Here is a 25,807-nt window from a genome sequence, read left to right on the forward strand (position 1 = left end):
CTTGGGGGGCAGCGAACGAATGTGAGCGTGGGGGTAGTTCATCATGCCTCCGAACGCGCGGCTCGCGGCAGCACCACCAGATAACGCCAGATTACTTCGGCCACCAGCAGCAGGCCGACCAGCCCGTATGCGATCGCGCCGTTGTAGAGCGACCAGTTCGCGCGGCTCCAGTACAAAGCGGTGTAAGCGGAAAACGCGCCGTTCAGCACGAAGAACATGCACCACACCTGCGTCACGCGGCACGTATGACGGACGGCGGCCGGCGGCAGATCCGGATTGCCCAGCCGGGCGAATTTTTCGATCATCGACGGGCCGCGCACAAGCGTCGCGCCGAACGCGATCAATAGCCCGAGATTGACGAGCGACGGATAGAGGCGCAACAGCAGCTCGCTATTGGTCAGCACGATCGCCGCCGATGCGCAGCTCAGCAACAAGGCCACCGCCCAATCGATTGCGGAGAGCCGCCGCAGCGACGTCGCGACCGCGCCGCTGCCCGCCCAGCGTTGCAGCCACAAAATAGCGAACAGCATGCAGCCGACAACGCGCGGCGTGTCCCAACGCCACGCGCACAGAATCAGCGCGGGATACGCGAGCTTCAGCACGACCTGAACGACAGTCTTGGTCCAGCTGCGCTCAGTGCCGGGCGTGGCCTCTCCGGGCGGACTGACCGCCGCTTGCATGCGCGAGCGCACGGATGGCATCAGCCCTGCGCCGCCAGCAGCGATTCGACCGCGCCGATCACATCGCCGACCGTGCGCACCGACTTGAACTCTTCCGGCTTGATGCGGCGGCCGGTCATTTCCTGCAATTTGATCGCGAGGTCGACGGCGTCGATGCTGTCGAGATCGAGGTCTTCGAACAGGTTCGCCTCGGGCGTCACGCGTTCCGGCTCGATCGCGAAGTTCTCTTTGAAGATGGCGCGGATGCGCTCAAGAATATCTGCCTCGGACACGATTTATTCCCCCTTCTTTGTGGTTTCGTTCACAGCGTGCGCCGCTTCGCGCTGGCTGGCGACCAGCGCGGCCAGTGTGCTGATCGAACGGAAGTGTTCGCGCGTGCGTTCGTCGTTCGCTGCGATGGTCAGTTGGTATTGTTTGCGCAGCACGATGCCGATTTCGAGCGCGTCGATCGAATCGAGCCCGATGCCGTCCGTATCGAACAACGGGGCATCGTCGTCGATATCGGCGGGACTCAGGTCTTCCAGATCGAGCGCTTCGATCAGAAGCTGTTTAATTTCCAGTTTTAAAGAATCCATAATCGACCAGGTGCTGAGTAATGTGTGCTTCGATAGCGCTTGTCACGCTGCGCGCCGCGAGAGACGGTGAAGTGTCGTGTGCCGCAAGCTGCTCGACGCCAAGCGGCTCGAGCACGTTCACGCGCATCCGGAAAGCACGCGCCGGCACGTCGTACCAGCGCATCTGCTTGGTGAACGCCGGCGGATCGCAATCCATCAGCACCGGCACGATCGGCGCGCCGGCTTTCAGCGCCATGTGCGCGAAACCGCGCGAAAACGCGTGCAGCCGGTTCGGCGCGGGGCTGCGCGTGCCCTCGGGAAAAATGATCATCGTATAGCCTGCCGCAAGCTGCCGCGCGCCGGCGTCGACGAGTTCCGATGGATCGGCATTGCTCACATATTCAGCCGAGCGCACGATCCCCCAGAAACACGGGTTGCTCCAATGCGCGTTTTTCACCACGCAACAGGCGCGCGGCGTCAACGATAGCAGCACCATCACGTCGAGATAGGTCGGGTGATTGGCGACGACAATCGCCGGACCGCCCGCGCGCAACACCTGTGCGCCCGACACCTCGAGCTCCATCACGCCGATGCGCTGCAACACCGCGACCAGCACGCGGAAAAACCCATGGATCACGCTCGTCACCCCACGCTGACGCGACGCCCGATGCGGCCACAGCCACGCAAACGGAAACACCAGCACCGAGAACAGCACGCCGCAGATGCCGAATATCACGAAGGCCATGCCCGTCGCGCAGAACCGCCAGCCGTAATCAAGCCGCGCTGTCATGCCAGCTCCAATGCCACGTGGCGCCGATGCCTTGCCAGGCTGCGGACTCGCGGGTGTCGAGACAGTGTTGCAGCGCCTGGCTCTGGGTCGCAAACCGCTCGTCTGCGTCTGCCCGGCTTGCCGGGTCCGCCAGACTGGCCGGCTCAGACGCAACCGCCGCGCCCGCGCCGGACAGCGTGCAGACGAGCTGGCCGGCTGCCGTGTCCTTGTTCAGCAGGATCGCGATCGCGCCGCCCTGCACTTCGTCTTCAATGGTGCCGTACGCGGGATCGGCCGGTTCGTCGGCGTACACCAGCAGCACCGGCGACCCAGGCTGCGCCGCATATTGCGCGTACGCCTCGAGCAGCGCGTAGCCGAGCGTTTCGGCGCCGGCGGAGATCGCGCTGGCGGCCGAGCGGTCGCCGCGCGCAATGCCGAACACACCGGTCATTGCGTTCAGCACGGACAGGCTGAACGCGGTCGGCGACACCGGCTCCCCCGCGCTGATCGCGCGCAGGATGTCGGTGGTACGCCGCAATTCGCCGTGGCGCGAGGCAAACACGACCCGCACGTCATCCTGCGCCACGCAATCATGCGCCACCTTCAGGGCGATTCTGGACAAAGTGCTCAGGCGACGCCGCACGATCGGCTCGATAAAGCCAATATCGGGTGCGGCAGATGCGGCAGCAGGCCAGCTAGACCAGCGAGCGACCGGAATGGTCCAGTGCAGATCGGGCATATCGGTGTTCGCGCGTAGAAGCGAGGAAAGGCTGAGTGCGCCTGACGGGATACACGCCGTCACAGCATGTGCGCGCCGCGCGGACCGGCAATCTCCAAACAAGGGGTCAATCCAATCTTCTTATGAGGTTCAACGATATAACGGCACACGGCCCCATTTATTGAGCCGCCATAGCCGATTCGGGGTTGGATTGTTCGAGGCTCCCTGTGGTCGCCGGGAATCATACTGAATATTGTGAATTAAATCAGCCACAAAAGACGTATCCATCTGTATCCGTATCGCCGAGGCGACGGACGGTTTTGCGTCGGCCATCCGATACTCCGGCGGCATTTCTGCGCGCCGCGATTGCGCTGGAAAGCCGTTCGCCCCGGGCTGTTCAGTCTCGCACCCGGCAAATGCGGCCACCCATGCTTTCATTTGCCATTCAACACACCTGTTGCAGTTCGGCACACTTCGGCACACTTCGGCTCAGTTCGGTGCGCAGTTCGGTGATTTCGCTCGCCGCCCTGCTTATGCGCCACAGCTAATGCGACTGACGCAGCCGGCTGTTGCGCCGTTTTATGAGTGGCGGCGGTGGCGGATTCAGGCGTCGCGCGAGTTCTGTCCTGTTATACTCCGTCCCTCATTGGGGAGTAGCCGCCCCGCGACACGTCCGCGCCGCTGTGATCTGGGTGCGTCGAGCGTGTGATTCGCGGGGGCGCCTGTCAACAGACTTGGCCTGCAAGGCCATGGCAGACGCAGCCTCTGGCCTGGCGAGACCGATGATCCACACGCGCCGCAAGAGGGCCCGGCGTGTCGTGGGTCGTCGCTCGTTCATATCTCGGCCCGGGGAAAATCAAAACGTGGACCACGCTTTTCTTATTTCGACCGGAGCGGTCACGCTCGCCGAAATCGGCGACAAGACGCAATTGCTCTCGCTCGTTCTTGCCGCCCGTTATCGCAAACCGCTGCCGATCATTCTCGGCGTGCTGGTCGCCACCCTCGTCAATCATGCCTGCGCCGGCGCGCTCGGCGCGTGGCTCGGCTCGCTGCTCACCCCGACCATCATGCGCTGGGCGCTGGCCGCGTCGTTCATCGGCATGGGCTTGTGGATTCTGGTACCCGACAAACTCGCCGACGAAGAAGCCAACACCAACCGCACGCATTTCGGCGTATTCGGCGCAACCGTGGTGACTTTTTTTCTCGCGGAAATGGGCGACAAGACGCAGATCGCGACCGTCGCCCTCGCGGCGCGCTTTCACGATTTCTTCGGCGTGGTGGCGGGCACGACGCTCGGCATGATGATCGCCAACGTGCCGGCGATCGTGCTCGGCGACCGCTTCGCCCACAAGCTGCCGACCAATGTCGTGCACGGCATCGCCGCCGTGATGTTCGTGGTGCTGGGGGCGATGGCGTTGTTCGGCGTCGGCGTCTAGGCGCGGCGGCCAGGAACTCCCGGCCTGGGCGCGCAAGCTCCAGAACAGAACCGCCCGGCAGGAATCGCCTGCCGGGCCGTTTTTTGTTGCGCCGCAGCGTATGCGGTTCGACGCAGCGTTTGCGCTTTATTGCACGGCCTTCGCGGCTGATGCCGGCGCCGCGGGCGCGGTGCCCGTTACGGCAACCTCGTTCGACGACCCGCCGTTGTTGTCGAGCGGAATCTTCACCGTGTGCACGACGCTGTTGCCGAGCGGGAAGTCGGCCAGCGCGCTACGCGCCAGATAAGGCATGGCTCGCACCAACGACGATTCGCCGCCGGAATTGCGCGCCGTCACGTTGTAGACCTCCTTGCCGGTTGCACGCTCGGTGATCCGTACGCCGAGCAGGTGCGTGTAGATCGGGTAGCTCTGATTCACGTACCCGGCCGGGTAAGGTCCCCATGGGCCCCACGGATCGAACGGCCGGCCCCAATAGGGCGCCGGCCACGGGTTGTAATAGACCGGTTCGGCGACCGTCACGATGTCCGAGCGAATGCCATACGACAGCCCGACCAGATAACGCGCCTGCGATGCGTCGACCTGACGGAACGCATGCGGCGCGAGTTCGTTGGCGACGATGCGTTCGTAAGTGGAGAGTTCGAGGTTGTTCTTTTGATCCGCCGCGCGGGTGAACGCATAGGTCCGGGTGGCGTCGCTGCCGTTCCAGTCGGAGAACGCTGTGACCTGGGTGGTCACGTAGGTCGTGCAGCCGGACAGCAGCACCGTCAGCGCCGCTAGCAGCAGCGTAGCGCGGCGGGTCCATCGATCGATTTTCATGGTCTACCTCGTGTTGCCTGTTATCGCCAGTCCTGGCCGGGTTCGTTCGTGTGCACGCTTTCGCGCGCCAAGGCGCCCCGCTGAGGCGCGTGCCGCCAAGGCGCGCCCCGCTAGGCGCGCCCCACGAAAGCGCGACCGATAATACGCTGACCTGGCGATTCGGTAAAAAGTTCGCCCCGCACGATCCGCCGAGGCTTTGTACAATGGCCCGACAAGCCCGGCTCGCGTGCCCTTCCCGCGCGTGACGGCTCGAGTCCCATCACTACAGAACGCCATGGCCGATACCGCAACGCCCAATGTGATCCGCCGCGCCGATTACGCGCCGCCCGCCTTCCTGATCGACACCGTCGCACTGGAGTTCGATCTGGTCCCCGAACGCACCGTCGTCAAAAATACGATGCGCGTGCGCCGCAATCCGGACGCCGCCCGCGCCGCGCATCTCGAACTGATGGGCGAGCAACTCGAGTTCGTCAGCGCCGCCATCGACGGCTTGCCCTTTATCAATGCGCATGCGCACGAGCACGGCCTGATCCTCGACAACGTGCCGGACGCTTTCGAGCTGACGCTCACCAGCATTTGCAATCCGGCGGAAAACACCACGCTGTCGGGCCTCTATGTGTCGGGCGGCAACTTCTTCACGCAGTGCGAGGCCGAGGGCTTTCGCCGCATCACCTACTTCCTCGACCGCCCGGACGTGATGGCGACCTTCACGGTCACGCTGCGCGCCGACAAGGCCGACTATCCAGTGCTGCTGTCGAACGGCAATCTGCTTGAAGAAGGCGATCTGCCGGACGGCCGCCATTTCGCACGCTGGGAAGATCCGTTCAGAAAGCCGAGCTATCTGTTCGCGCTGGTCGCGGGCAAGCTGGTCGCGCTCGAAGAGCGCGTGAAGACCGGCTCGGGCAAGGAAAAGCTGCTGCAGGTATGGGTCGAACCGCACGATCTCGACAAGACCCGTCACGCAATGGATTCGCTGATCCACTCGATCCACTGGGACGAAGAGCGCTTCGGGCTCGAACTCGATCTGGACCGTTTCATGATCGTCGCCGTGAGCGACTTCAACATGGGTGCGATGGAGAACAAGGGGCTCAACATCTTCAACACGAAGTACGTGCTGGCGAACCCCGAAACGGCAACGGACACCGACTTCGCGAACATCGAGGCGGTGGTCGGCCACGAGTACTTCCACAACTGGACCGGTAACCGCGTCACGTGCCGCGACTGGTTCCAGCTGAGCCTGAAAGAAGGCCTGACGGTGTTCCGCGATCAGGAATTCTCGGCCGACATGGCAGGCGGCCAGAGCAACGGCAGCGACGAAGCCGCGCGCGCCACCAAACGCATCGAAGACGTGCGCGTGCTGCGCCAGATGCAGTTCGCCGAAGACGCCGGTCCGATGGCGCATCCGGTGCGTCCGGAAAGCTACGTCGAGATCAACAACTTCTACACGATGACCGTCTACGAGAAAGGCTCGGAAGTCGTGCGGATGTATCAGACGTTGTTCGGCCGCGAGGGTTTTCGCCAAGGCATGGACCTGTACTTCAAGCGCCACGACGGTCAGGCGGTGACCTGCGACGATTTCCGTCACGCGCTGGCCGACGCGAATGGCCGCGACCTCGCGCAATTCGAGGGCTGGTATAGCCAGGCCGGCACGCCGCGCGTGTCCGTGCGCACGAAGTACGACGCCGCTCAGCAACGCTACAGCGTGACACTGACGCAAGGTTATGGCGAAACCGCTGCGGCCGTGCGCGAAACACAAAAAGGACCGCTGCTGATCCCGTTCGCGATCGGTTTGATCGGTAAGGACGGCAAGGATCTGCCGCTGCAACTGGAAGGTGAAGCCAACGCGTCGGCCTCCACCACGCGCGTGCTCGAATTCACGCAGACCGAACAGACCTTCACGTTCGTCAACGTTGCGCAAGAACCGCTGCCCTCGCTGCTGCGCAATTTCTCGGCGCCGGTGATCGTCGAATACGACTATTCGGCGGAACAGCTTGCGTTCCTGCTTGCGCACGACAGCGATCCGTTCAACCGCTGGGAAGCCGGCCAACGGCTGGCCACGCGTGAGTTGCTGGCGCTGGCCGGGCGCGCGGCGACCGGTGCGCCGCTGCAACTCGACGATTCGGTGGTTGCCGCATTCGCCCGTGTACTGACCGACGAAACGCTCTCGCCGGCGTTTCGCGAACTGGCGTTGATGCTGCCGTCGGAAGCGTATCTGGCCGAGCAGATGGCCGAATCGAATCCGGCCGCGGTTCACGCGGCACGCCAGTTCGTGCGCAAACGTCTCGCGAACGCGCTGAAGAAGGACTGGCTCACGGTGTATGAGCAGCATCGCACGCCGGGTGGGTACGAAGCGACGCCTGAGGCCTCCGGTCACCGCACGTTGAAAAATCTCGCGCTGGCGTATCTCGTGGAACTGGACGACCCGGCTGAAGCTGTGCATCTCGCGTCCGCGCAGTACGACGCGGCCAACAACATGACCGACCGCTCGGCGGCGCTCGCGGCACTGCTCAATGCGTCGGCGGCCAACGGCGGCAGCGCAGAGGCGCAGCAGGCACTGGACGACTTCTACCAACGCTTCGAAAAGGAGCCGCTCGTCATCGACAAGTGGTTCGCTTTGCAGGCGACGCAACGCGGCAGCGCGCAGCGTCCGGTGATCGACATCGTGCGCAAGCTGATGACGCATCCGGCGTTCAACCTGAAGAACCCGAATCGCGCGCGCTCGCTGATTTTCAGCTTCTGCGCGGCAAATCCGGCGCAGTTCCATGCCGAAGACGGTTCGGGCTACGCGTTCTGGGCGGACCAGGTCATCGCGCTCGACGCCCTCAATCCGCAAGTAGCCGCGCGCCTCGCCCGCTCGCTGGAATTGTGGCGCCGCTTCACGCCGACGCTACGCGACGGCATGCGCGCGGCGCTGGAGAAAGTCGCTTCGCAGGTGAAGTCGCGCGACGTGCGGGAGATCGTGGAGAAGGCATTGGCATGACGATCGTCTGACAGCGCTTCTGGCATCGGAAAGCCGGCACATGTTGCCGGCTTTTTTTTCGTCCTGACTTCGTGTCCGCCGTGCGGTTCGCGTTAGCCATCTGGACAGCGATCGAGCCGCTGCCCAAGGCGGACCGCCCCAAAATGCCCAGGATCTCGGCCGAACACGCCCGTGCGGCGGCGCTCGCAGCCAGTCTGAGCGGCACTGCCACGACCATCAAGACGCGCCGCAAGGCCCGACTGCCGCCCGGCAATGCAAAGCCGAACCACGCAGCCGCACGCCCATTCATCTCAAAAGCACGGAGTCGACACAACGAACGGTTAAAATCGAGACATTCCTCAAGCCTCCCGGAGTACAGCAATGGCTTTGCAACGTCGTACCACTCTCACGAAGTACCTGATCGAGCAGCAGCGCGAGACCAACAACCTGCCCGCCGATCTGCGCCTTTTGATCGAAGTCGTTGCGCGCGCGTGCAAGGCGATCAGCTACCACGTCAGCAAGGGCGCGCTGGGCGATGCGCTCGGCACGGCGGGCAGCGAGAATGTCCAGGGCGAAGTGCAGAAGAAGCTCGACATCCTGTCGAACGAAATCCTGCTCGAAGCGAACGAATGGGGCGGCAACCTGGCCGGCATGGCGTCGGAGGAGATGGAACAGTTCTTCCCGATTCCGGCCAACTACCCGAAGGGCGAATACCTGCTGGTGTTCGATCCGCTCGACGGCTCGTCGAACATCGACGTCAACGTGTCGATCGGCACGATCTTCTCGGTGCTGCGCTGCCCCGACGGCCAGCAACCCACCGAACAGTCGTTCCTGCAACCTGGCACGCAGCAGGTGGCGGCCGGCTATGCGGTGTATGGCCCGCAAACCGTGCTGGTGCTGACCACCGGCAACGGCGTGAACTGCTTCACGCTCGACCGCGAGCTCGGCTCGTGGGTGCTTACGCAAAGCGACTTACGTATTCCGGTAGAAACGCGTGAATATGCGATCAACGCGTCGAACGCGCGCCACTGGTACGAACCGGTCCAGCAGTACATCGGCGAACTGAATGCCGGCAAGGAAGGCCCGCGCCAGAGCGACTTCAACATGCGTTGGGTCGCGTCGATGGTGGCGGACGTGCACCGTATCCTGAATCGTGGCGGCGTCTTCATGTATCCGGCCGACAAGCGCACGCCGGACAAGCCGGGCAAGCTGCGCCTGATGTACGAAGCAAACCCGATGGCGTTCATCGTCGAACAGGCGGGCGGCGCAGCGACTAATGGCGAGAAGCGCATTCTGGACATTATCCCGAAAAGCCTGCACGAACGTGTGGCCGTGTTCCTCGGCTCGAAGAACGAAGTCGACCGCGTCACGCGCTATCACCTCGAAGCAAAAAAGTAAGTATAGGGGCTTGCCAAGCTCATAAAGAAGTCCCTATAATCTCGTTTCTCCTGATGCCGGAATAGCTCAGACGGTAGAGCAGCGCATTCGTAATGCGAAGGTCGGGGGTTCGATTCCTCTTTCCGGCACCAACAGATTCAAGCACTTAGCCCAGTCATTGCGACTGGGCTTTTTGCTTTCTGGAACCCGTGTAGGCGCCATGTAGGCATTTTGGGTCAACGTCGGCACACGCTAGTCGCTGTCCGAACGTCCGGCACGTCACGAAGACTGCCGGCCCGTCATGTTTGCGACAGGGCATCCAATACTAGGAGTGATGCTGCAAAATTGGCGGAAAGACTGCTGCCTCACCTTAGTCGCCTCCGCCGCTGCAGAGCTCCGCGGGTGTTTATTTGCCGCGTGCTTGCGCCGCGATTCCGGAGTCTCTGCACTAGGGTGGTCAATATCGGCGGCCAACGCTACCTGCGCGTTATGGTCACCTGTCTTTCCGGACACCACACAGAGCGGTTTTTCGGGAATCGTCACCGACGTTTGTGGAAAATCGAGGCGTGGAACCGCTGAAAACCTTACGGCAATTGGCGCGCCCACCAGCAACCCCTGCCTTCGGAGTTTTACCGGCGCATCAAGTCCCTATATAAATCAATGCCTTACGCAACTCGCAAGCTGCAAAACCAAGGCCAACCAAGGGCAATCAGGGCCGTTCAAGCCCGCCCAAACTGTACTTTCACTGTACTACCACGCGAAGTCCGACCTCGGTGACACTGTCACCTTGTGCGAGAATTGCCAGCGGGCATGGCGATCGCCGACGTTCAAAGTTTCGGGGGGCAGAATAGTGATGAACACCATTGCGACTGCATTCGCAAAGTTGGCCGGTGTTTTAAAAGCGGCCCGCCAACAATTAGATGAAACCAAAGGCACCGAGAAAGCACCCCGCGCCCAGCAAACATTCTTGCCGTCATACGTGCGGGAATACTTCGAGTCCGCGCATCGACAGGTCGAAATACTGCGAGAGCAATTGCCGCTCCTTTACGGCGATTTCCCGCCGGTCTATTCGGAACCTGCGGTGCCGATGCAAGATGGAAGAAGCCATTACAGTCGCGCTCAACTGTCGGGACTAGCCCGCTCGATCGATCAAATGATTGAGATTCGGGCTCATAGCGAGCTTTCTTCGCCGGTGAACGACGCCCCCAAGGACCATCGAGTTTTTATTTCCCACGGCAGAGCTAGCGATTGGCGCGAAGTTCAGGCCTTCATCGAGAAGGATCTACAGCACGGCACAATCGAGCTGGCGCAGGAGCCGAATCTTGGCCTCACCATCTTTCAAAAGCTGGTGGAGCACACCGCGAGCTGCGATTTCGCGGTAATCGTCATGACCGGCGACGATCAAGACGCGGAAGGAAATATCCGCGCCAGGGAAAATGTCATGCATGAAATTGGATACTTCCAAGGACGTTACGGCGCCGCCAACGTGTGTTTACTCCATGAAGAAGGTGTAAACATTCCCTCCAATTTATACGGTCTTGTATATATCCCCTTCCCGAAGGGCATGGTCTCCGCATCCTTCGGTGTGCTCATGCGCGAAATGCAGGCCGCATATAGGTGATGACGCGCAGACGGCCAGAATTTGGTGCGTAGTCGAAGCTCACAGGAGGGGGCCGAAATGAACCTCAACTCAATTGCCTTTCCCGCAATTCTTGCCGCACTCGCTTCTGGTGTCTTCGCACTCGTAGGGGTGATCGTTACATCCAGCCTCGCGCAACGGCGCGAACACGAAGCTGACTGGCGGCAGACCAAGATCGAGCACTATCAAGAGTACGTGACGGCATTGTCCAACATCGTTTCAGGCCGCTCGACCCCCCGCGGCGCAAGAACGCTACGCCGACGCAGTGAACGCATTGGCGCTCGTCGCGTCGCCAGCTGTACTGGATGCCGTTAACGCGTTCCAACGCGAAATTTCCTATCGCAACACTGAACGAAGTGACGCGCGGCACGACGCGCTACTGAGCGCCGTGATGCACACGATGCGTGCAGACGTGCAACCGAGCCGCATCAAGAACCCGCGTCGCGAATTCCGCTTCCTCGCCCCGCCGCCGGTATCCTCCGCGCCGGACCCAGAACACGCATAGCCCAGTCAATCTGGGTCATTCGCGCATCAAAATGCACCATTTTCCATAGACCAAAACACCCGCGGGCGCGCGCCACACGGCCCGCGACGCCATTCAACCAACTGCATCAAAACCACCCACTTAAGCGAAGCCCGCAGGCGCGGAGGGGACTGCGACAGAGCGATGCTCAGATGCGAAACACCTCGCATCGCACGCGGGAAATTTCGAAATGGCCAACGCCCACAGAGTTGCGTGGACGACGAACTTGAATGGCCGCCCAGAAGTCAGCCTCATATTCAACGGATTTCGTATTCAAACTAACGACATCAAATACGTCTTGGGAAGCTGTTACCGTTAGACAGTGCGGTAGGAGGTGATAATCTCTAGTCGGAACGAAGCGGCGGAGCCTGCAGCCTCTTCCACCGGGGTTTAGGCGACACGCTGCAAGAGTGGCAACGCGCCGTCTATTGGGCCACTAATAATACGAGAACGCCGTGACGCCAAACTGGGACCTAATTTCCAAGCTCGTTTTCCCTGTTATAACTGCCTTGGTGGTCGCCATCATCACGCGCCGCATCGAGCATCGGCCTAGGCTAGTTACTTACTACTCACACACCACCGGCTTTGGTTTCCCCGCGCAAGGTTCACAATCTGCTGACGCTCGCGGCGTTGCTGCCACCGCGCCAGCCCCGTTGCCGGGCGGCGGTGTTGCGGCGCCTGCAGTTGTCGGTAACGGCGCGGCTCCAGGGGCTGCCGGTGCGGTTCACGTGCACGCGGTAGTCATTCGCAACATGGGAAAGGAGACTGCTTTCAACGTCCGCGTTGGTCACAGCGCGCGAGTGGCTTCATACGTTATTGACCCACGCGTTAAGCATGACGTCGATTTTTCTCGTCAAGACGGCTGGGAGATTTTGATTCCGGCGTTGGTGCCGAGCGAGCAGATAACAATCTCGTACCTGTATTTCCCCCCAGTCTTCTGGAATACCGTTAACACTTACGTCAAATCCGACGAGGGATTAGCCAAGGTCTTGAACGTTCTGCCAACGCCTAGACCGCCGAGATGGGCGGTTGCGGTCGCCTTTACCTTCTTCTATATCGGCATCGCGGCAACGGTCTATTGGGGAATCGCTTGGGCGCAGTGGTTTTACAAGCTCTCTCAGATACCGCTACTACCGCGGTAAACATTTCTGCGTGCATATCCTTACCGATCTGCACCATTCCGCAACCGGAGAGAGTCGCGAATGCAGGCCAACTACCCTTCCCCAGCACAGCTCTGGATGATGGCCCCTCACCAATTCAACGAATGGCGGGCGACCAATGACATCCCAGCGCTCTTCGCCTTTTTGACCACCCTCCTTCCAGGCTTCAGTGACTGGATTAAAACGTTACCATTCGATCATCGCGTAATGACGCGGATAGTCCCGACAGGTTCCCTGTTCAAGGGAGAGAAAGTTAAGGTGGCTATAGAGCGCGCTGGAGACGCGCCTGAGGAACGAGTCTACGAATGCCACGAACAAGTAACCAAAGATCTCCTAGCAAATTGGAAGACCAGAAACAGCACGGCAAAGGTACTGGGAAGCTTCGAGCCCTATTTCCAGTGGGCCAAGAGGACTTTAGGACGCGATCGTTTCTTTACATTTGATAAGGCAAATAATTCGCGGGCCGACACATTCATGTACGGTTCATGGACCGGAGTGAGCCCCAATGACGGTGTAACCAGCGCAACTCTTTTTCGCGAGCCTCACGGCCTTCGCGTCCTAAAGCTAGGACAGGTAACGTTGCCACGAGGAGTAACGATCGCTCCTAGAAACCTTGATTTTGTCGATCTTGATTACCTCACAATTCTGGGCGACTTCCATGGGTCTTACCAGCTGACGATCAGCTTCAGCTCCTGCAGAGATATCACGATAAAAAATGCCAATATCGCATTCTTCACATTTCATCAATGCTCGATGAATAAATTTTCATGCGAAAAATCCAGAATTCAAGATTTTTATTTCAAAAATACCGATGTACATGAATTTCGATTATCTGAAACGTTCGTATATAGACTCGGATTTAAGGATTCGGCGATTACGCCTTTCATCGAAGGCTGCGAACTACGTGAAGTTGACTTCCAGCCTCCATCGCACGTACCAGCAAATCAAATAGCAACTACATTTCGACTTCTAAGAAGTGCTTTTCAACGTAGCGGCATGCGTCGCGAGGCAGCGACTTATTACTATAAAGAAAGAGTATTTGAGCGAAAATCCGAGTTTCGGCCTTATCTCAATTCTTCGAACAACGGAATGTTTCCCCCAATGCCATATGGAGGAAGTTTGCTTACCGTTTTCCGCACCTGGTATCGCGGTCGGATCTCAGACAATGAGATACTTCCTGCGGTACGTCAAACCATTTTGTCTCGGCTAAAACTTTGGATTCATCCGAAATTTATTTCAAGACTTGTTTATTTTAAAATTCGTTGGCTTGCATCCCTCCTCGAGTGCCTGGTTTGGGGGTATGGCGAACGCCCCTCCAGGATATTTGCGTGTGCGATATTATTGATCGGCCTGTATACGGGGATTTACCACAACACTAACTGGCAGAGCAAAGCACCACCCGATTGGATCGATAGCATATATTTTTCACTTGTAACGTTTTCGACGCTTGGTTACGGCGACATTTTGCCAACAACGACGCACCTGAAACTACTTTGTGGATCGGAGGCTATCTTGGGTGCATTCACAATGGGACTGGTCGTCGCCGGATTCTCCAATCGGAGCAAGTACTGACAGGCCACAAAGACTTTCACCAATCTGCCTGGGGCGCATTTCGCGCCTTTCGGTCACACCAACCGAAATAATAATGAAAACACTTAATCTTCCAAGATCAACAAATGATCGGCAGCAGGCCGATATCGTTGAATGTGATCGCAGCGTGGCCGTGGTCGGCGCAAATGGCGCAGGCAAAACACGTCTCGGAACGTGGATCGAACTTTCCGGACCGCAGGCTCGCGTTGTACACCGAGTCTCTGCACAAAAGTCTCTGGCCTTCCCCGCGAACATACGCCCGACCGACCTAGTTAGCGCCAAGAGGTCCTTTCTTTACGGCATAACAAATATAGACATTCAGCAAACCGAGCTCGATGTTAACGGTCCCGCATATAGGCGAGGAAATCGTTGGAGGTCAGCGCCGGAAACCGGATTGCTCGACGACTACGAAGCCCTAACGGTGCTGCTCTTTTCCGAGAACTGGGAAGAAAGCATCCGGTACGTTCAGCAGGTGAAAGAGAATGGCGCGCTCCCTCCTCCTAATACTAAGCTCGACCTCGTACAAAGGATCTGGCAATCAGTCCTACCGCACCGAGCATTGATCCTGAGGGCTGGTGCAGTTGGCGTGATGCCCGTGGGTGGCGGAGGCGAATATGGCGCCCCCCTGATGAGCGACGGAGAGCGAGTGGTTTTCTACCTGATCGGCGAATGCGTTTGCGCAGCGGAAAACGCCGTAGTCGTCATAGACGAGCCGGAAATACACCTACACAGAGCGATCCAAAGCAGGCTATGGGATGCTATAGAACTCGCTCGACCCGACTGTACGTTCGTTTATCTTACTCACGATCTTACGTTCGCATCTGAACGCACCGGATGCGCGAAAGTTTGTCTCAGGTCTTTCGACGGAACGAACTTCGATTGGTACGCCATCCCGGTAACCGACGGCATGCCGGAGGATATGCTGCTTGAGGTATTGGGAAGTCGAAAGCCAGTCCTGTTCGTCGAGGGCGAGCAAGGTTCGTACGATTTGGAGATATATCAAACGGCCTTCCCTGACCATACAGTTAAGCCGCTTGGCAGTTGCGAAAAGGTGATTGAAGCGGTCAAGACATTTTCTTCACTCGAACAATTTCATCATCTTGCGTGCAATGGCATTGTGGACCGTGATTATCGCTCCCGCGAAGAGCTAGATGCATATGCTCGGCGCGGAGTGTTTGCGCCTGATGTAGCGGAGGTTGAGAATCTATTTCTTTCCGAGGGAGTGCTCTTGGCGGTGGCCGAGTGGCAGAGACTCGACACCCCCGGGAAACGGTTACGCAGGTCAAGGATTGGGTGATACAAGAAATGTCCCGATTCAAAGAAAAATTCGCCATCGAGAAAACGCGCTATCGCGTCGACATGGCATTGAACAGCTTTGGAGGCGCAGGCAATACGATTGACGCTTATCTGGCCGAGCTCCAAGCGTTCACCGAAGCAATTGACGCGAGGGCCATATACGACGAAGCGCTAGCGGAAGCTGAGCGGGCGATCGCGTCTGCTGACTACGGCTGGGTGCTTCGGAACTTCAATCATAAGAGCCTCGTGAACCAAGTTGGCCGTTTCTATGATTTAAAGCCATCGACGTTCGCAGAGAAGGTGAAGACTCTTGCAGCAACGAACGCCTTTGGTGTGTTAGATATCATGCGCGCCCATCTGCCTCCCTTCTAACACAGTGAGAAAATTTACCATCGATTTCTCGACGCATTCTGCTGGACGAACCTCGCTAACTTAGCTGGCCATAGGCGTCTTGATCGAATATGGGTTGAAGCGCACGACCTCGTCGCCGATCCAGTCATTGAGCTGCGCGAATCGCCGCTCCAACGGTTCGATTTCGTTACGCCCAAATACCTCGGCGGCAGTGTCAGCCGCGCCAAACCCGCCGGTATTGCTCGGCACGATCCCCATGAGCTGCGGAGGGATACGATGCGCGGCGAGCAAGTCGTCGCGCGTCACATTCTTGATATTGAAAAACTCGTCTTTCGCCGTGACCTCGGAAACGGGAATGAGCAGGATGCCGTCCACGTCGAGGCGCATAAGCGATGCCGTGTCGTACTACTGCTTCGGGCCGGGGAACTTTGAATTCTTCACTCGAGCTAGCCTTGGGCTTTTTGCCCGCACTACCTTACAGGCTTTCTTAGCGGTCCGGTTTGTCACAAAACTGAACATCACGTCCCCACGGCAGGTCGCCGCGGTGCGCCCATAGGCCAGGTCAGGACACGCCGGTCTGCAGTTCCCACGTGATACGCCGTCAACACCATATGAGCCACCATATTCGGGCCGTCAGCCGGGCGGAACCCGACCTGCGCACATTAGGGTGCGTAGTAGTTCAATTCATCGATCCGCGCACGGATCGCGTCCACATTGAGTGCCTCGATATCGGCGCTCGCCATCGATCCCCGGTCGGCTCGCCATGGACCGTTATCGGCTTGACGCTGCGCTTCGCGATAGGCCAGCCACTGACGCTGGGCGTTGCGGATCAGCATGCGCGATTGCGGATCGGCGTTGCGCATGATCCGTTGATACACGTCGTTCATGCGTTTGTCGTACGCAAGGTAGGCCTGGTGCGAACAGTCGGTCATGCCCGCCGTAGTCTGCCCCGCCGGCGTGCCGAGACATGTCTCGACCTGAGCCTCGATCGGATCGACTTTCTTTTGCGCCGACGCGACGGGCACAGCAAGGACCATCAGGATCAAAAATCCAGCCGTTCGTGTCATCATCCGCCCTCATCCGTTGATAGCTGTAAATGTGCAATTACGCATGTTGCCAGTGGCGAGGCATACGGTGTCGTTCGAATTTCGTAGGATCTTCCGTATGGTGGGCTCCCCAATGTGCACATCCGGCGATATGCGTGCTTCGGCGCGAGCGATGGGCCGCGCGCATTTTGGCTGTCAAAGAAACAGGCGATCGGGGAAATGGCCGGGCACGCCGAGCAGAAAGCGCGTCAGGTCGTAGGCGAGGTTAACCAGATCATCCTGCAGATCCGCCTCATCGGCGTCGTCCTCATGCGCGTGGATCGCCTCGTAGGCGAAGCGGACCGCCCACGCGAACACGTCGGCCACCATCGCCTCGCGGTTCGCCTCCGGTTCCTGACAGATGTGATCAAGCTGCCTGTACATCCAGTCGACCATGCCGCCGTCGTTCCATTGCACGACCGGCTCGTAAGCCGGATCCCTGCCGAGGAAGATCGACGCCATCGCGAGACACGCGCGCTGGTCGGCCATCGCGGCTGCGCCCCTGTCCTCGCGTCCCGCGCCCACTTCGGCGACACGGTCGACCACGCCCGCCAGAAAGCCGCGTACGAGGCCCCCGACCGCGTCCGGGTCACCGAGGTAGGGCCTCGAACTCGAGGCGCGCATCAGTATTTGGTGCCGAGGAGCCGCTCGGTCACGTCGGTGACGATGCGATCGAGCCGCCCCCGTGCATCGACCTCGTCGCCACCCTGCTCGATGTCCGCAGCCGCCTCGGCGGCCTGCGCGGCCAGCCACATGAACAGCGCCGCGCCCGGGTCGCCGTAGTGCTTCGTTTCGTCGGGCAGCAGCACCGTCAGCACCATGCCCAGGCGCCGCGGCGTATTCCACGGCTGCGCATCGAAGCGCGCATCGCGGCCGAGGAAGATATCCCCGAGCTGGCGGGCCTCCGCCTCGATCATGGCAAGCGGATCGCGCGCGCCCGCCTCACCCGCGTGCCACGCGGCCCGGGTATCCAGCACGTATTTGACGAACCCGCGCACGAGCCGCGAGACGACCGCGAGATCGCGCAGCGACGGCTTGCCGGTTGACACCAGATCGTCCAGATACAGACCGCCGTCGCCGGGTTTCGGAATACCGGTCATGGCGCGCGGAAACCTTTGCGTGGCTCGGTGCCATACGGCGGGATTTCCTGCAGGTCGGCCATCGCATGCCACACCTTGAAGTAGGCGTCGTGCAGCGGCGCATCGGCCACCGAGTCCTTGAAGTTGCCGTAGTCGATGTGGCGCAGCTGCGTGGCGATGGCGGTGGCCACCACGTCGCGGGCGATGAACGCGCGGAACTGGTAGTCGCGCCCCGGCAGCGTCACTACTTCGACGCCGACACCGAACACCGTCTCGATGTCGCCGGCGCGCCGTGCGCGCACGAGCAGGGTGGCGTCGTCCGCCGGATTGCTGACGATGGAAAGAAAAGCATTGTTCAGGCAGATCCACATGGGACACCTCTTGTTGTGTGCGCACCCATCAGGCACGCGCGGCGTGCGGCTTGATCGTCCGCAGGACGTCGGCGAGCTGCTCGCGCGCCAGTTCGGTGTCGTAGTAGGTTTGCAGGTTCATCCAGCTTTGCGCATCGGTGCCGAAGAACGCCGCGAGACGCACGGCCGTATCCGCGGTGATTGCCCGCTTGCCGAGGACAATCTCATTGATGCGCCGCGCCGGCACACCGATCGCCTTGGCGAGCGCGTACTGGCTTATGTCTAGGCGTGTGAGCCACTCGTCAGCGAGAATCCTGCCGGGCGTTACAAGCGGCACCCGCCGGATCATGGTCGTGCTCCTTTTCATTGGTTTTCAATGATTCCCGCGCCACTCGCGCTACCGATCCCGAGGCGAACACAGGCGTGTCGCCGATCGTTGACGCCAACGGGGCATTCATTGAAGTCAATAGTAACGCAACGCGTTAATAGTGCAAGTCGTTACTATCGACGCGCTGCAAGACGGGGGCGTTTGCTGCTGGACAAGCGCGCCTTAGCGCGCCATCTCTGGCGTTACTGCGAACCGCGCTGTCGAGCACGCCGTGGCGATCGGGCGGTGTGCGGGGACGACGGCTGGCGGCTCGGCGTCCAGCCAGACCCGGGTGATGGTGGCCTCCGGCCAGCGACGTGCGACGAAACGTTCGATCTCCGGTCGCCCCGAGCGCAGGCCAATATCGAGGCGTTGCTGTTTGCCGTGCAGGTCGATCTCCACGTGCGCCTGGCGCAGGCCGGCCCACTTGACCGGCGGCGCACCTTTCGCGTTTTTACCGTGCAGAAACTCCCGCTCGCGGTTGTAGCAGGTCATACACAGCATGCGCGATTGGATGAGGCGAATCCGCCCGACCAGGCGTGTGCCGGCGGTTGTGCCGTCGCGTCCGCATCGCACACAGGCAACCGGAGCGCCGACGTTCCATCGGGAGGCCTGGCGCTTCGCGTTATCGGGTGGAAGCGCCTGGGCGTGACGTTGACCGACGGGACAACCCACGCACGCCAGGGCAGTCGCACCCGTGAAGTTTCGCCCGCAGCATAGCGCGGTGATATCCGCGTGCAGACGCTCGCACCGGAACAGCAAAACGCCCTGAAAAACCGGCGATTCGAAGTATTCGACGTCCATGCCGCGAGGGTGCCGTCACGACCTCTTCCGCGGCTCTGGTCGTGACGCCATGCTGAAACCACTCTGCGGCCACGCAGTTTCAGGAAAGGACACTTCCGCCCATGCAACACCAGGCAACGCCCACTCCGGATCGCATCCTCCGGCTGAAGGACGTCATGAGCAGGGTCGGCCTGTCGAAAAACAGCATCGCCCGGCTGATCAAACGCTCCGAGTTCCCCCCATCGGTTCAGTTGTCGCCGTACACGGTCGGCTGGCGTGAAAGTGAAATCGCGCGCTGGATCGACACCCGTCGTCCTGCGAAGGAGCATCGCCATGAAAGATGAAGCCACAAAAGCGCAGCTGTACGTGAGGAATCCCCCGCCGATCTCGGCATACACGCCAGCGCAGCTGAGGCAGGAAGTTCTCGTGAAGGCGATGTCGGCACTGTCGGCGAAACGAATTTCGGGAATCGAAGCAACCGTGATCGAGGCGGCATTGAGCATGGGCCTCGCCCCGCAAAAGGAGCTTCTTCAGCGCATTTTCGGGAACGAGCCGCTCTCGAAGTCGCTGGGCGGCCAATGGCAGCGTGCAGTCGGCGCACGCGCGAGCCATCCGGCACCAGAGCCCGCAGCACCGGTCAGGACGCCGGGCGACTTCGGCAGCTGCAAACATCAAGGGGCGTTTGACCGGCTGGTGAAAGAGTTGGCGATGCGATCGCGGAGGAACAGTTGAGAACCCAACTGGAAAACGCGCGGCAGCAACTGCATCGGGCGCTGGCGAGCGGAGCCGATACGACCGTGGTACGCGCCAGGCTGCAGCAACTTGAGGCCAAGGCCAGGCGCATCGCAGCGGACGACGCGCGCGCCGCTCTGACCGCCGCCCATGCAGCCGCTGCGCGGATCAGCGCCGAGGCCGAACGCATCGTCGGCGACGCCGATGAACGGCGGCGCACCCTGCTCGCCCGGTTCGAAATTGATGAGGAATTCTGATGACTAACATTCCACACTTCGCACACCGGCTGGCGGGCGCCCGCGCAACCCTGGAGACCGCAGCGGCGTCGGCGGCAAAAGTCCGGGCCGAAGCCGAAGCGCTCGAGGTGCGCCTAACGGACGCCCTGGCGAAACACGCAAAAGCGCTGGCCGAGTTGCGCGCCGGGAGGCTCGACGAGAGTGCGGCAGGTGCGCGCCTGGCCACCGCAGACGCCGACGCTGCGGACCTTCGCGGGTTGATTGCAGCGGTCCGGCCAACGCTCGAGGAAGCAGGCAGGGCCTGTGAGCACGCCGCGCAGGCAGTACGGAATGCAGAGCTCGCCCTTGCGCGTGCAGAGCAGGAAGCCGTCATGTGCGCGCTCGATGAACGCATACGGCACATCGAGGCAAAGCTGTGTGAGGCGGTCGCCGAGCGCTTCCGACTTGGCTGCGAGCATGAGAACAGCCCGTATGCCCACACCCTGGCGCGGCACTGGCGCCCGAGCGAACCGTTGCGCCGCGCTGTCGTCGAACAGGCGGTGCCGCCCCCGAACCAGACCAGCGTACCGGCTGTCTCCCAGGCGTGCATTGCCCAATGAAGCGCGCATCTCAAGAAAAGCTGAAAGGCTCGCCCATCAGCAGTGCACAAACCTGTTGCCGTTGAATTTGGTTGACAACCAGGTGGACAAGACCGGACGCGTAGCCGGCGCAAACCAACGGCGCGGGCCCCGCTCCAATTCGCTTGCTATCCGACGAAGCTCTGACATCGAGCGGCTGCTTTCAGCAAAGCAGAATGGCCGCTCGCGCCACGTGTCGCCGATCGCCGACAGGCAGAGGGCGGCCAGGAGCGGACGATCATCTACGCGACTTGAATGACGGTTGCGAGGCCTTAACGAGACGCTCGGAGCGAACAGGCAAAGGTAATAATCGCCTAGCTCACAGGCTACCGGCCGCGCTTCAATCGGGCTGACCGGCAGCGGTGAATACCCTCATCAACTCCCGTCATCTGTGCATCACTTGGTAGGGCCAAACGGACTGTCGAACAAATTCGCAGGCGGAGGAGCATAAAAGCCCGCGTTATCTGGTGCCACTGCGATGTAAGTAATCGCGCCGAAGCTTGGTCCCTGCCTCGGATTAGTGGAGTCGCTAAATAAGACACGTATACCTGTCCGCGGGTTCACCCGGAACAGTTGCGATCCGCTGGCGGACACCGCAGCGCCGACAATGATGGTCCCCGACTTCTCGATTGCGAGACCATTGGGGGACCCCAACGTTCCCTGCTCGGAGTTGTCAAAATCGCTGAGGACAGTGCGATTGCCGGTGATCGGGTTGATCCTCAGGAGTAGATTCCTGGGCGCATATATGCTTCCGCCCGAATTAGCCAGGATCTGCCCGGAGCGCTCCACGGCCAGACCGACTGAAAAGGACAGGTCGACCACATCGGCACCCTGTGCCGAGTTGGTGAAATCGCTCAGAAGCGTGCGATAACCCGTGACCGGATTGACCCGATAGATCGCAGACTGGCCGCCGGCGCCGGTAATGTGATTCGTGCCGATGAGGATCGCCCCCGCCTGGTCTAGGGTAAGGTCCGTAATCTGACAACAGGTCAAGACTGTTCCTTGAGCCTGATTCGCGAAGTCAGAGACAATAACGCGGGTGTCGGTTCTGGGGGCGACGCGAACAACACCATAATGCGTCCCTTGCAGGTTTGCGACGACCCTGCCGAACGCATCCACTGCCAGGCCATAGTAGAGGTTTCCCTGAACGGCACCCTGATTGAAATTGCTCACGAGGGTGCGGTTGCCGGTGCGAGGATTGACGCCGAAAATACCAGTAAATAAATCAGTGACGAAAATCTGCCCTTGGCCGATAGCGACGCCGGAAAGGGCCTGTTGACTTACAGGACCTTGCGACGGATTGCCAAAATCGCTGACGACCGAGCGCACACCGGTGACCGGGTCTACGCGGAATAGCTTGTTGGCGCTTTGGTCGGCGACCAGGATGTCGCCCCCCTGAATGATGACTGCCTGGGCGAGGCTGTCGGCCAACAGCAGTCCACCGAGCAGTGCAACGCAACCTGAAATGAAGCGCCACCTGGAAAGCCGGAATACCGATGTTCGACCTGCGCCGCAAATCAAATGGGCCTTCAAGGGCGCTATCCACTTCAATGCCTTTTTCATGACTTCCCTCCTTGTGGCGTTGACTGCACAGTGGCCGAGGAGGTCAAACAGGGAGCATCGGGAAGGCATGGATCCGTCGGGAATGTGTCGTCCCAGGAAATGATGCTAACGCTTCGTATCCCCAGCTGGTCTATCGAGGAAGAGACCGGTTGCGACTATTCGGCGCCGCACCTTTCCGTGCGACGTTACTGCGGTGCTCGTGAGCCGGAATCAACGGCTGTTACCGTTGCGCGGTACAACCATTCACCCCGACCTTCCTATATATAGTCCATTTGGGCCGACTAACGCATGGAAGTTTCTTGACGGCTCGCCAGACGCCGTTCAATCCGACAAAGGTCCGACAGGTCTGCATTAAGTGCTGACTTGGCGCTATCCTCGGCCTTGAAAGCCCTCTCAATCGAACCGATCGACGATGGCGAAGGAAAATTGTCTCGGACCGCCGAGAACGGAGAAGTCGCAAGGGCACGCCCACGCGCGACGGCGACTGTGTCGCTAGAAGCGTCGCCCGCGAAGCAAGGATCCTCGTTCGGCCGTTGTCTGAGTGAATCGGCAGAAAGACGCCGCATCTCTCACGATGGGCCGCTGTGAGGCAGCAAGGAGACATTCGTCAACGTGGACTGAATGACTCGAAGGGGTCGACTACGGAAGTTCGCGTCGAGGTCGGGCAGGTGACTGACGGGCGCTGGCCGAACTTCCGGGTTCGGCCACGAAGCGTCATTCGCTTGCACCGTCGCTCGGACATTCAGACGTCGGTCCCACCCTGGAGGCGGCCATTCAATTCGCGATTGCGAACGTTGCTTGATTGGCCTACAAGCCGTTCGCGGGCCGCGGTTAAGGGTAAAGCGACCCATGAAAACCTCGCGATGTAGACCGTCGCCGACTTTTTCAACAGCATCCACCCTGAACGGACACCCGGACTTGCCTGAAGCGGCCGTTTAGCACGAGGCGCGCGCAGCCACCGTCACTGTGCTTAAAGGGTTTCGCATGGCGAGGCATACAGGAACTGGCCCTCTACCACCTTACTCGCATGATGATGCATCGCAAGAGTTCTTCTAATGGAATCTCCGCTCCTTCGAAAGCGTCGCAAATTGCTGCTGTATGCAACATCCGTCTTCCGCGGAGTATTTTTCAGAATCCGCCACTTCGTTCGGTCGGGGGGCGATCATTGCTTAGCGTTTAGCTTGAAGATCACGCGAGACATGTCGCTCGCACCGCAGTGGCAAATCTAGAACCGGTGCGATATGGCAATGGCGCATGCAAACTGGCTGCGACTCGACGACGGCGCCGCGTTGAAGCCGTCGCCGATCGTCGCGGTCGCGTTGATGACGTTGCCGGCGCCAGCGGTACCCAGTGTCTGGCCATGCGCACGCTGGAAGCCCTGCAGCGCATACAGCATCGTGCGCGCCGACAGGTTGTACGACTCCGCCAGATTGAACTGCTGGTACTGCGCTGCGCTGGCGATGCCGTTCGCTCTGGTCGCGCGCGTGATGCTGTAGCCCGCCGCCAGGTCGGCTGCCGCAGTCGCGCGAAAATACAGTACGGCGCCGACCGTGTTGAAGATCGCCTCATCCCGGAACGCCGAGCCCGCGCCAGGAATGTATTGAACGTTCGACCAGGACACCGACACGCCCCACGCCGGAGAGAACGCGTAGGAGCCTGCGACCGCGACGCGCTGCTGAGCGGCTGCCGTCTGATAGCCATTGGTGAGGGCCGACACGCCAGGCTGACCGCCCGAGTTCAAGGTCGAGTTTGCCCCCCATGCACCGCCTCCCAGCGTCGAGTTGTTGAATCGCTCGACGCCTGCGGCGACGCCTAGCGGTCCACTCGAATACCGCAGCGCCGCGCTCCAGCTCGAACCCCGGGTGAAACTGCCCGGCACTGCGCCGAGCGAGTAGGAGCCGCTGACAGTGACGCCGTAAAACGCAGGCGACTTGTAGACGAGCGAGCTATTGACGCGGTATATGACGTCGAGGTTGTCGATGTCCCCGGCGTGCGCTCCGAAATAACCGGTCATCCAGGTCGTGGGGCCATACGGACCCACGAGGGAATAGTAGGAGGTGTACTGACGGCCTGCGGTGAGCGTACCGTAGCTCGCATTGGCCAGGCCGACGAACGCCTGTCTGCTGAACCCGGCATTCGCGAACTGCTGGGTACCGCTAAGGAGGTTAAAGCCAGACTCAAGCGTAAACACGGCCAGTGTGCCGGCCCCCAGATCCTCCTGCCCCTTGAATCCCAGGCGATTGCCATTCCAGATGTTCTGACCAAGCTTAATGTTGGAATGGCCGTTCACCGTCGAGCCGAGCGACGTCTGGCTGCTCTGGTAAACGAGCCCGGCATCGACAATTCCGTACATCGTGACACTGCTCTGCGCGAACGCGGGTGCGGCAACGCATGCGATGCCGGCGATAACAAGCACGCTGGCGTAGGGACCGTTGCTTTTCATTCAGCACCTGTTCAGGCGGAGGCCTGCGTCTACGCGCGCTACCGCAGGCCTGCGCGAGACCAGGAAGCGCGCATAGCATGATAGACAAGTTATGCAACTGGTGCTATCCGCGCGACGGGCGAATGTCGCGGAATTGATCGAGTCGCGTGATGCGCGCTGCCCTTCAAGCAGGAGGTCCGCAATCCGGCACGCGTTAACAATTTCTTTAGATTGAGTCGATGGCGCAGGAGGCGGTCTGATCGCAGTATTGACGTAGCGATAGCAACACGACGCCGCATTCCCGCGGGAACCGTCTGGGATCGCCTCACGGCCAGTCATGCGCTGACCGTTTCCGCACTTGTGGATAGGGAGAAATTGACATGAAGACGAATCGAATCGTGGCAATCTGCGCCATCAGCATGTTCCTGGGACACGCGTGGGCACAGGACAAACCCGTACCGTCGGGAACCGCACCGGCTGCTCAGGATGTCGGTGGCGTCATCGATGCGTCAAGAGGTGAAACGGGAATGGCAATGAGTCCAGCACGGCATCAGGTCTACCCGGACCTCAGCAACTCCCAGCAATCTGGCGAGCGAAGCCGTATCGTGAACGATACTTTCCGCCACCATTGACTGCCGCGCAACGGCTTTGCGCGACCGCCGTCCCGCACGATGAGTGCCCGCGAAAACACTCATCGCGCGCGTA

Annotated in this window: 28 protein-coding genes, 1 tRNA gene, 2 pseudogenes and 1 riboswitch; of the genes and pseudogenes, 16 read left to right on the forward strand and 15 right to left on the reverse strand. The window is 60.4% G+C overall.

What is annotated here, in order from left to right; translation table 11 throughout:
- Positions 1-41 precede the first annotated feature (41 nt).
- Genes AC07WT_RS16455 through AC07WT_RS16475 form a run of 5 tightly spaced genes read right to left on the reverse strand, consistent with a single transcriptional unit; the run spans position 42 to position 2,742 of the window.
- Positions 42-701, reverse strand: coding sequence for a COG4648 family protein (locus tag AC07WT_RS16455; protein ID WP_494947775.1), 660 nt, complete (start codon positions 699-701; stop codon positions 42-44).
- Positions 701-952 carry an acyl carrier protein gene (locus tag AC07WT_RS16460; RefSeq protein ID WP_115098760.1) on the reverse strand — a complete coding sequence of 84 codons (252 nt, stop codon included), beginning with the start codon at positions 950-952 and terminating at the stop codon, positions 701-703. The genes AC07WT_RS16455 and AC07WT_RS16460 overlap by 1 nt, the downstream gene beginning before the upstream one ends.
- Positions 953-955: 3 nt before the next feature.
- The gene (locus tag AC07WT_RS16465; RefSeq protein WP_492578931.1) at positions 956-1,255 is read right to left on the reverse strand and encodes a phosphopantetheine-binding protein; all 300 of its coding nucleotides are present in this window, start codon (positions 1,253-1,255) and stop codon (positions 956-958) included.
- Positions 1,230-2,024, reverse strand: coding sequence for a lysophospholipid acyltransferase family protein (locus AC07WT_RS16470; RefSeq protein WP_492590611.1), 795 nt, complete (start codon positions 2,022-2,024; stop codon positions 1,230-1,232). Before AC07WT_RS16470 ends, AC07WT_RS16465 begins: the two co-directional genes overlap by 26 nt.
- Positions 2,008-2,742: a beta-ketoacyl synthase chain length factor gene (locus AC07WT_RS16475; protein WP_492590610.1), complete on the reverse strand. Its 735-nt coding sequence runs from the start codon at positions 2,740-2,742 to the stop codon at positions 2,008-2,010. Before AC07WT_RS16475 ends, AC07WT_RS16470 begins: the two co-directional genes overlap by 17 nt.
- 615 nt (positions 2,743-3,357) lie before the next feature.
- A riboswitch (yybP-ykoY riboswitch) is annotated at positions 3,358-3,578 on the forward strand.
- Between the two features lie 6 nt (positions 3,579-3,584).
- Here AC07WT_RS16475 and AC07WT_RS16480 point away from each other — a divergent pair.
- Entirely contained in the window at positions 3,585-4,157 is a 573-nt protein-coding gene (locus AC07WT_RS16480) for a TMEM165/GDT1 family protein (RefSeq protein ID WP_494947776.1), read from the forward strand.
- Positions 4,158-4,283: 126 nt separating this feature from the next.
- Here the strand turns inward: AC07WT_RS16480 and AC07WT_RS16485 are convergent, their stop codons facing one another.
- A complete protein-coding gene (locus tag AC07WT_RS16485; RefSeq protein WP_494947777.1) occupies positions 4,284-4,973 on the reverse strand; it encodes a DUF4136 domain-containing protein in 690 nt (229 codons plus the stop codon).
- Between the two features lie 274 nt (positions 4,974-5,247).
- Between AC07WT_RS16485 and pepN the strand changes: the two genes are divergently transcribed.
- The 10 genes and pseudogenes from pepN to AC07WT_RS16535 all read left to right on the forward strand — a co-directional run bounded on the left by pepN (position 5,248) and on the right by AC07WT_RS16535 (position 15,889).
- Positions 5,248-7,953: an aminopeptidase N gene (pepN, locus tag AC07WT_RS16490; protein WP_494947778.1), complete on the forward strand. Its 2,706-nt coding sequence runs from the start codon at positions 5,248-5,250 to the stop codon at positions 7,951-7,953.
- Positions 7,954-8,063: 110 nt separating this feature from the next.
- Positions 8,064-8,186: pseudogene (locus AC07WT_RS16495) on the forward strand (HigA family addiction module antitoxin); the annotation flags it as partial.
- 127 nt (positions 8,187-8,313) lie between these two features.
- A complete protein-coding gene (locus tag AC07WT_RS16500) occupies positions 8,314-9,330 on the forward strand; it encodes a class 1 fructose-bisphosphatase (protein WP_492590606.1) in 1,017 nt (338 codons plus the stop codon).
- Positions 9,331-9,385: 55 nt separating this feature from the next.
- Positions 9,386-9,461 (forward strand) — tRNA-Thr (locus AC07WT_RS16505).
- Positions 9,462-10,162: 701 nt separating this feature from the next.
- A complete protein-coding gene (locus tag AC07WT_RS16510) occupies positions 10,163-10,930 on the forward strand; it encodes a TIR domain-containing protein (RefSeq protein ID WP_494947779.1) in 768 nt (255 codons plus the stop codon).
- Positions 10,931-10,987: 57 nt separating this feature from the next.
- Positions 10,988-11,263 (forward strand): hypothetical protein, encoded by a 276-nt coding sequence (locus tag AC07WT_RS16515; RefSeq protein ID WP_494947780.1) that lies wholly within the window; start codon positions 10,988-10,990, stop codon positions 11,261-11,263.
- Between the two features lie 663 nt (positions 11,264-11,926).
- Positions 11,927-12,613 (forward strand): hypothetical protein, encoded by a 687-nt coding sequence (locus AC07WT_RS16520; protein WP_494947781.1) that lies wholly within the window; start codon positions 11,927-11,929, stop codon positions 12,611-12,613.
- 60 nt (positions 12,614-12,673) lie between these two features.
- Positions 12,674-14,203 (forward strand): potassium channel family protein, encoded by a 1,530-nt coding sequence (locus AC07WT_RS16525; protein ID WP_494947782.1) that lies wholly within the window; start codon positions 12,674-12,676, stop codon positions 14,201-14,203.
- 73 nt (positions 14,204-14,276) lie between these two features.
- Positions 14,277-15,518: a DUF4435 domain-containing protein gene (locus AC07WT_RS16530; protein WP_494947783.1), complete on the forward strand. Its 1,242-nt coding sequence runs from the start codon at positions 14,277-14,279 to the stop codon at positions 15,516-15,518.
- Positions 15,519-15,526: 8 nt separating this feature from the next.
- The gene (locus AC07WT_RS16535) at positions 15,527-15,889 is read left to right on the forward strand and encodes a hypothetical protein (protein WP_494947784.1); all 363 of its coding nucleotides are present in this window, start codon (positions 15,527-15,529) and stop codon (positions 15,887-15,889) included.
- A 60-nt stretch (positions 15,890-15,949) separates the two neighbouring features.
- Here AC07WT_RS16535 and AC07WT_RS16540 read toward each other — a convergent pair.
- The 7 genes and pseudogenes from AC07WT_RS16540 to AC07WT_RS16570 all read right to left on the reverse strand — a co-directional run.
- A pseudogene (locus AC07WT_RS16540) lies at positions 15,950-16,240 on the reverse strand (phage portal protein); the annotation flags it as partial.
- 290 nt (positions 16,241-16,530) lie between these two features.
- Positions 16,531-16,938, reverse strand: coding sequence for a lysozyme inhibitor LprI family protein (locus tag AC07WT_RS16545; RefSeq protein WP_494947785.1), 408 nt, complete (start codon positions 16,936-16,938; stop codon positions 16,531-16,533).
- A 171-nt stretch (positions 16,939-17,109) separates the two neighbouring features.
- Complete coding sequence (locus AC07WT_RS16550) at positions 17,110-17,577, reverse strand: hypothetical protein (RefSeq protein ID WP_494947786.1); 468 nt, start codon at positions 17,575-17,577, stop codon at positions 17,110-17,112.
- Positions 17,577-18,053, reverse strand: a complete 477-nt coding sequence (locus tag AC07WT_RS16555) for a hypothetical protein (RefSeq protein ID WP_494947787.1) — start codon at positions 18,051-18,053, stop codon at positions 17,577-17,579. The genes AC07WT_RS16550 and AC07WT_RS16555 overlap by 1 nt, the downstream gene beginning before the upstream one ends.
- On the reverse strand, positions 18,050-18,403 hold the full coding sequence (locus AC07WT_RS16560) for a hypothetical protein (RefSeq protein WP_494947788.1): 354 nt from the start codon (positions 18,401-18,403) through the stop codon (positions 18,050-18,052). The genes AC07WT_RS16555 and AC07WT_RS16560 overlap by 4 nt, the downstream gene beginning before the upstream one ends.
- A gap of 28 nt (positions 18,404-18,431) precedes the next feature.
- Positions 18,432-18,731 (reverse strand): HigA family addiction module antitoxin, encoded by a 300-nt coding sequence (locus tag AC07WT_RS16565; RefSeq protein ID WP_494947789.1) that lies wholly within the window; start codon positions 18,729-18,731, stop codon positions 18,432-18,434.
- A 201-nt stretch (positions 18,732-18,932) separates the two neighbouring features.
- Positions 18,933-19,553, reverse strand: coding sequence for a hypothetical protein (locus AC07WT_RS16570; protein WP_494947790.1), 621 nt, complete (start codon positions 19,551-19,553; stop codon positions 18,933-18,935).
- A 101-nt stretch (positions 19,554-19,654) separates the two neighbouring features.
- Here AC07WT_RS16570 and AC07WT_RS16575 point away from each other — a divergent pair, with 101 nt between their 5' ends.
- The 4 genes from AC07WT_RS16575 to AC07WT_RS16590 are packed head-to-tail and all read left to right on the forward strand — an operon-like array spanning position 19,655 to position 21,099.
- Positions 19,655-19,876 (forward strand): helix-turn-helix transcriptional regulator, encoded by a 222-nt coding sequence (locus tag AC07WT_RS16575; protein WP_494947791.1) that lies wholly within the window; start codon positions 19,655-19,657, stop codon positions 19,874-19,876.
- A complete protein-coding gene (locus AC07WT_RS16580) occupies positions 19,866-20,264 on the forward strand; it encodes a hypothetical protein (protein ID WP_494947792.1) in 399 nt (132 codons plus the stop codon). The genes AC07WT_RS16575 and AC07WT_RS16580 overlap by 11 nt, the downstream gene beginning before the upstream one ends.
- The gene (locus AC07WT_RS16585; RefSeq protein ID WP_494947793.1) at positions 20,261-20,521 is read left to right on the forward strand and encodes a hypothetical protein; all 261 of its coding nucleotides are present in this window, start codon (positions 20,261-20,263) and stop codon (positions 20,519-20,521) included. The genes AC07WT_RS16580 and AC07WT_RS16585 overlap by 4 nt, the downstream gene beginning before the upstream one ends.
- Positions 20,521-21,099 carry a hypothetical protein gene (locus AC07WT_RS16590; RefSeq protein ID WP_494947794.1) on the forward strand — a complete coding sequence of 193 codons (579 nt, stop codon included), beginning with the start codon at positions 20,521-20,523 and terminating at the stop codon, positions 21,097-21,099. Before AC07WT_RS16585 ends, AC07WT_RS16590 begins: the two co-directional genes overlap by 1 nt.
- 414 nt (positions 21,100-21,513) lie before the next feature.
- Here AC07WT_RS16590 and AC07WT_RS16595 read toward each other — a convergent pair whose 3' ends face one another.
- Both AC07WT_RS16595 and AC07WT_RS16600 read right to left on the reverse strand, forming a co-directional pair.
- Positions 21,514-22,680 carry an NHL repeat-containing protein gene (locus AC07WT_RS16595; protein WP_494947795.1) on the reverse strand — a complete coding sequence of 389 codons (1,167 nt, stop codon included), beginning with the start codon at positions 22,678-22,680 and terminating at the stop codon, positions 21,514-21,516.
- A gap of 1,225 nt (positions 22,681-23,905) precedes the next feature.
- Complete coding sequence (locus AC07WT_RS16600) at positions 23,906-25,123, reverse strand: porin (RefSeq protein ID WP_494947796.1); 1,218 nt, start codon at positions 25,121-25,123, stop codon at positions 23,906-23,908.
- Positions 25,124-25,482: 359 nt separating this feature from the next.
- Here AC07WT_RS16600 and AC07WT_RS16605 point away from each other — a divergent pair, with 359 nt between their 5' ends.
- Positions 25,483-25,734, forward strand: a complete 252-nt coding sequence (locus AC07WT_RS16605; protein ID WP_494947797.1) for a hypothetical protein — start codon at positions 25,483-25,485, stop codon at positions 25,732-25,734.
- The last annotated feature ends 73 nt before the right edge of the window (positions 25,735-25,807 follow it).

Source organism: Paraburkholderia sp. GW821-FHT02A12 (assembly GCF_059422005.1).

Excerpts from the sequence above, each read along its gene's own strand:
- AC07WT_RS16565 (WP_494947789.1), bottom strand. The coding sequence starts at position 18,731 with ATGATCCGGCGGGTGCCGCTTGTAACGCCCGGCAGGATTCTCGCTGAC.
- AC07WT_RS16475 (WP_492590610.1), bottom strand. The coding sequence starts at position 2,742 with ATGCCCGATCTGCACTGGACCATTCCGGTCGCTCGCTGGTCTAGCTGG.
- AC07WT_RS16470 (WP_492590611.1), bottom strand. The coding sequence starts at position 2,024 with ATGACAGCGCGGCTTGATTACGGCTGGCGGTTCTGCGCGACGGGCATG.
- AC07WT_RS16555 (WP_494947787.1), bottom strand. The coding sequence starts at position 18,053 with ATGACCGGTATTCCGAAACCCGGCGACGGCGGTCTGTATCTGGACGAT.
- AC07WT_RS16510 (WP_494947779.1), top strand. The coding sequence starts at position 10,163 with ATGAACACCATTGCGACTGCATTCGCAAAGTTGGCCGGTGTTTTAAAA.
- AC07WT_RS16465 (WP_492578931.1), bottom strand. The coding sequence starts at position 1,255 with ATGGATTCTTTAAAACTGGAAATTAAACAGCTTCTGATCGAAGCGCTC.
- AC07WT_RS16580 (WP_494947792.1), top strand. The coding sequence starts at position 19,866 with ATGAAAGATGAAGCCACAAAAGCGCAGCTGTACGTGAGGAATCCCCCG.
- AC07WT_RS16515 (WP_494947780.1), top strand. The coding sequence starts at position 10,988 with ATGAACCTCAACTCAATTGCCTTTCCCGCAATTCTTGCCGCACTCGCT.
- AC07WT_RS16550 (WP_494947786.1), bottom strand. The coding sequence starts at position 17,577 with ATGCGCGCCTCGAGTTCGAGGCCCTACCTCGGTGACCCGGACGCGGTC.
- AC07WT_RS16605 (WP_494947797.1), top strand. The coding sequence starts at position 25,483 with ATGAAGACGAATCGAATCGTGGCAATCTGCGCCATCAGCATGTTCCTG.
- AC07WT_RS16600 (WP_494947796.1), bottom strand. The coding sequence starts at position 25,123 with ATGAAAAGCAACGGTCCCTACGCCAGCGTGCTTGTTATCGCCGGCATC.
- AC07WT_RS16455 (WP_494947775.1), bottom strand. The coding sequence starts at position 701 with ATGCCATCCGTGCGCTCGCGCATGCAAGCGGCGGTCAGTCCGCCCGGA.
- AC07WT_RS16525 (WP_494947782.1), top strand. The coding sequence starts at position 12,674 with ATGCAGGCCAACTACCCTTCCCCAGCACAGCTCTGGATGATGGCCCCT.
- AC07WT_RS16535 (WP_494947784.1), top strand. The coding sequence starts at position 15,527 with ATGTCCCGATTCAAAGAAAAATTCGCCATCGAGAAAACGCGCTATCGC.
- AC07WT_RS16590 (WP_494947794.1), top strand. The coding sequence starts at position 20,521 with ATGACTAACATTCCACACTTCGCACACCGGCTGGCGGGCGCCCGCGCA.
- AC07WT_RS16570 (WP_494947790.1), bottom strand. The coding sequence starts at position 19,553 with ATGGACGTCGAATACTTCGAATCGCCGGTTTTTCAGGGCGTTTTGCTG.
- AC07WT_RS16485 (WP_494947777.1), bottom strand. The coding sequence starts at position 4,973 with ATGAAAATCGATCGATGGACCCGCCGCGCTACGCTGCTGCTAGCGGCG.
- AC07WT_RS16545 (WP_494947785.1), bottom strand. The coding sequence starts at position 16,938 with ATGATGACACGAACGGCTGGATTTTTGATCCTGATGGTCCTTGCTGTG.
- AC07WT_RS16595 (WP_494947795.1), bottom strand. The coding sequence starts at position 22,680 with ATGAAAAAGGCATTGAAGTGGATAGCGCCCTTGAAGGCCCATTTGATT.
- AC07WT_RS16575 (WP_494947791.1), top strand. The coding sequence starts at position 19,655 with ATGCAACACCAGGCAACGCCCACTCCGGATCGCATCCTCCGGCTGAAG.
- pepN (WP_494947778.1), top strand. The coding sequence starts at position 5,248 with ATGGCCGATACCGCAACGCCCAATGTGATCCGCCGCGCCGATTACGCG.
- AC07WT_RS16530 (WP_494947783.1), top strand. The coding sequence starts at position 14,277 with ATGAAAACACTTAATCTTCCAAGATCAACAAATGATCGGCAGCAGGCC.
- AC07WT_RS16500 (WP_492590606.1), top strand. The coding sequence starts at position 8,314 with ATGGCTTTGCAACGTCGTACCACTCTCACGAAGTACCTGATCGAGCAG.
- AC07WT_RS16560 (WP_494947788.1), bottom strand. The coding sequence starts at position 18,403 with ATGTGGATCTGCCTGAACAATGCTTTTCTTTCCATCGTCAGCAATCCG.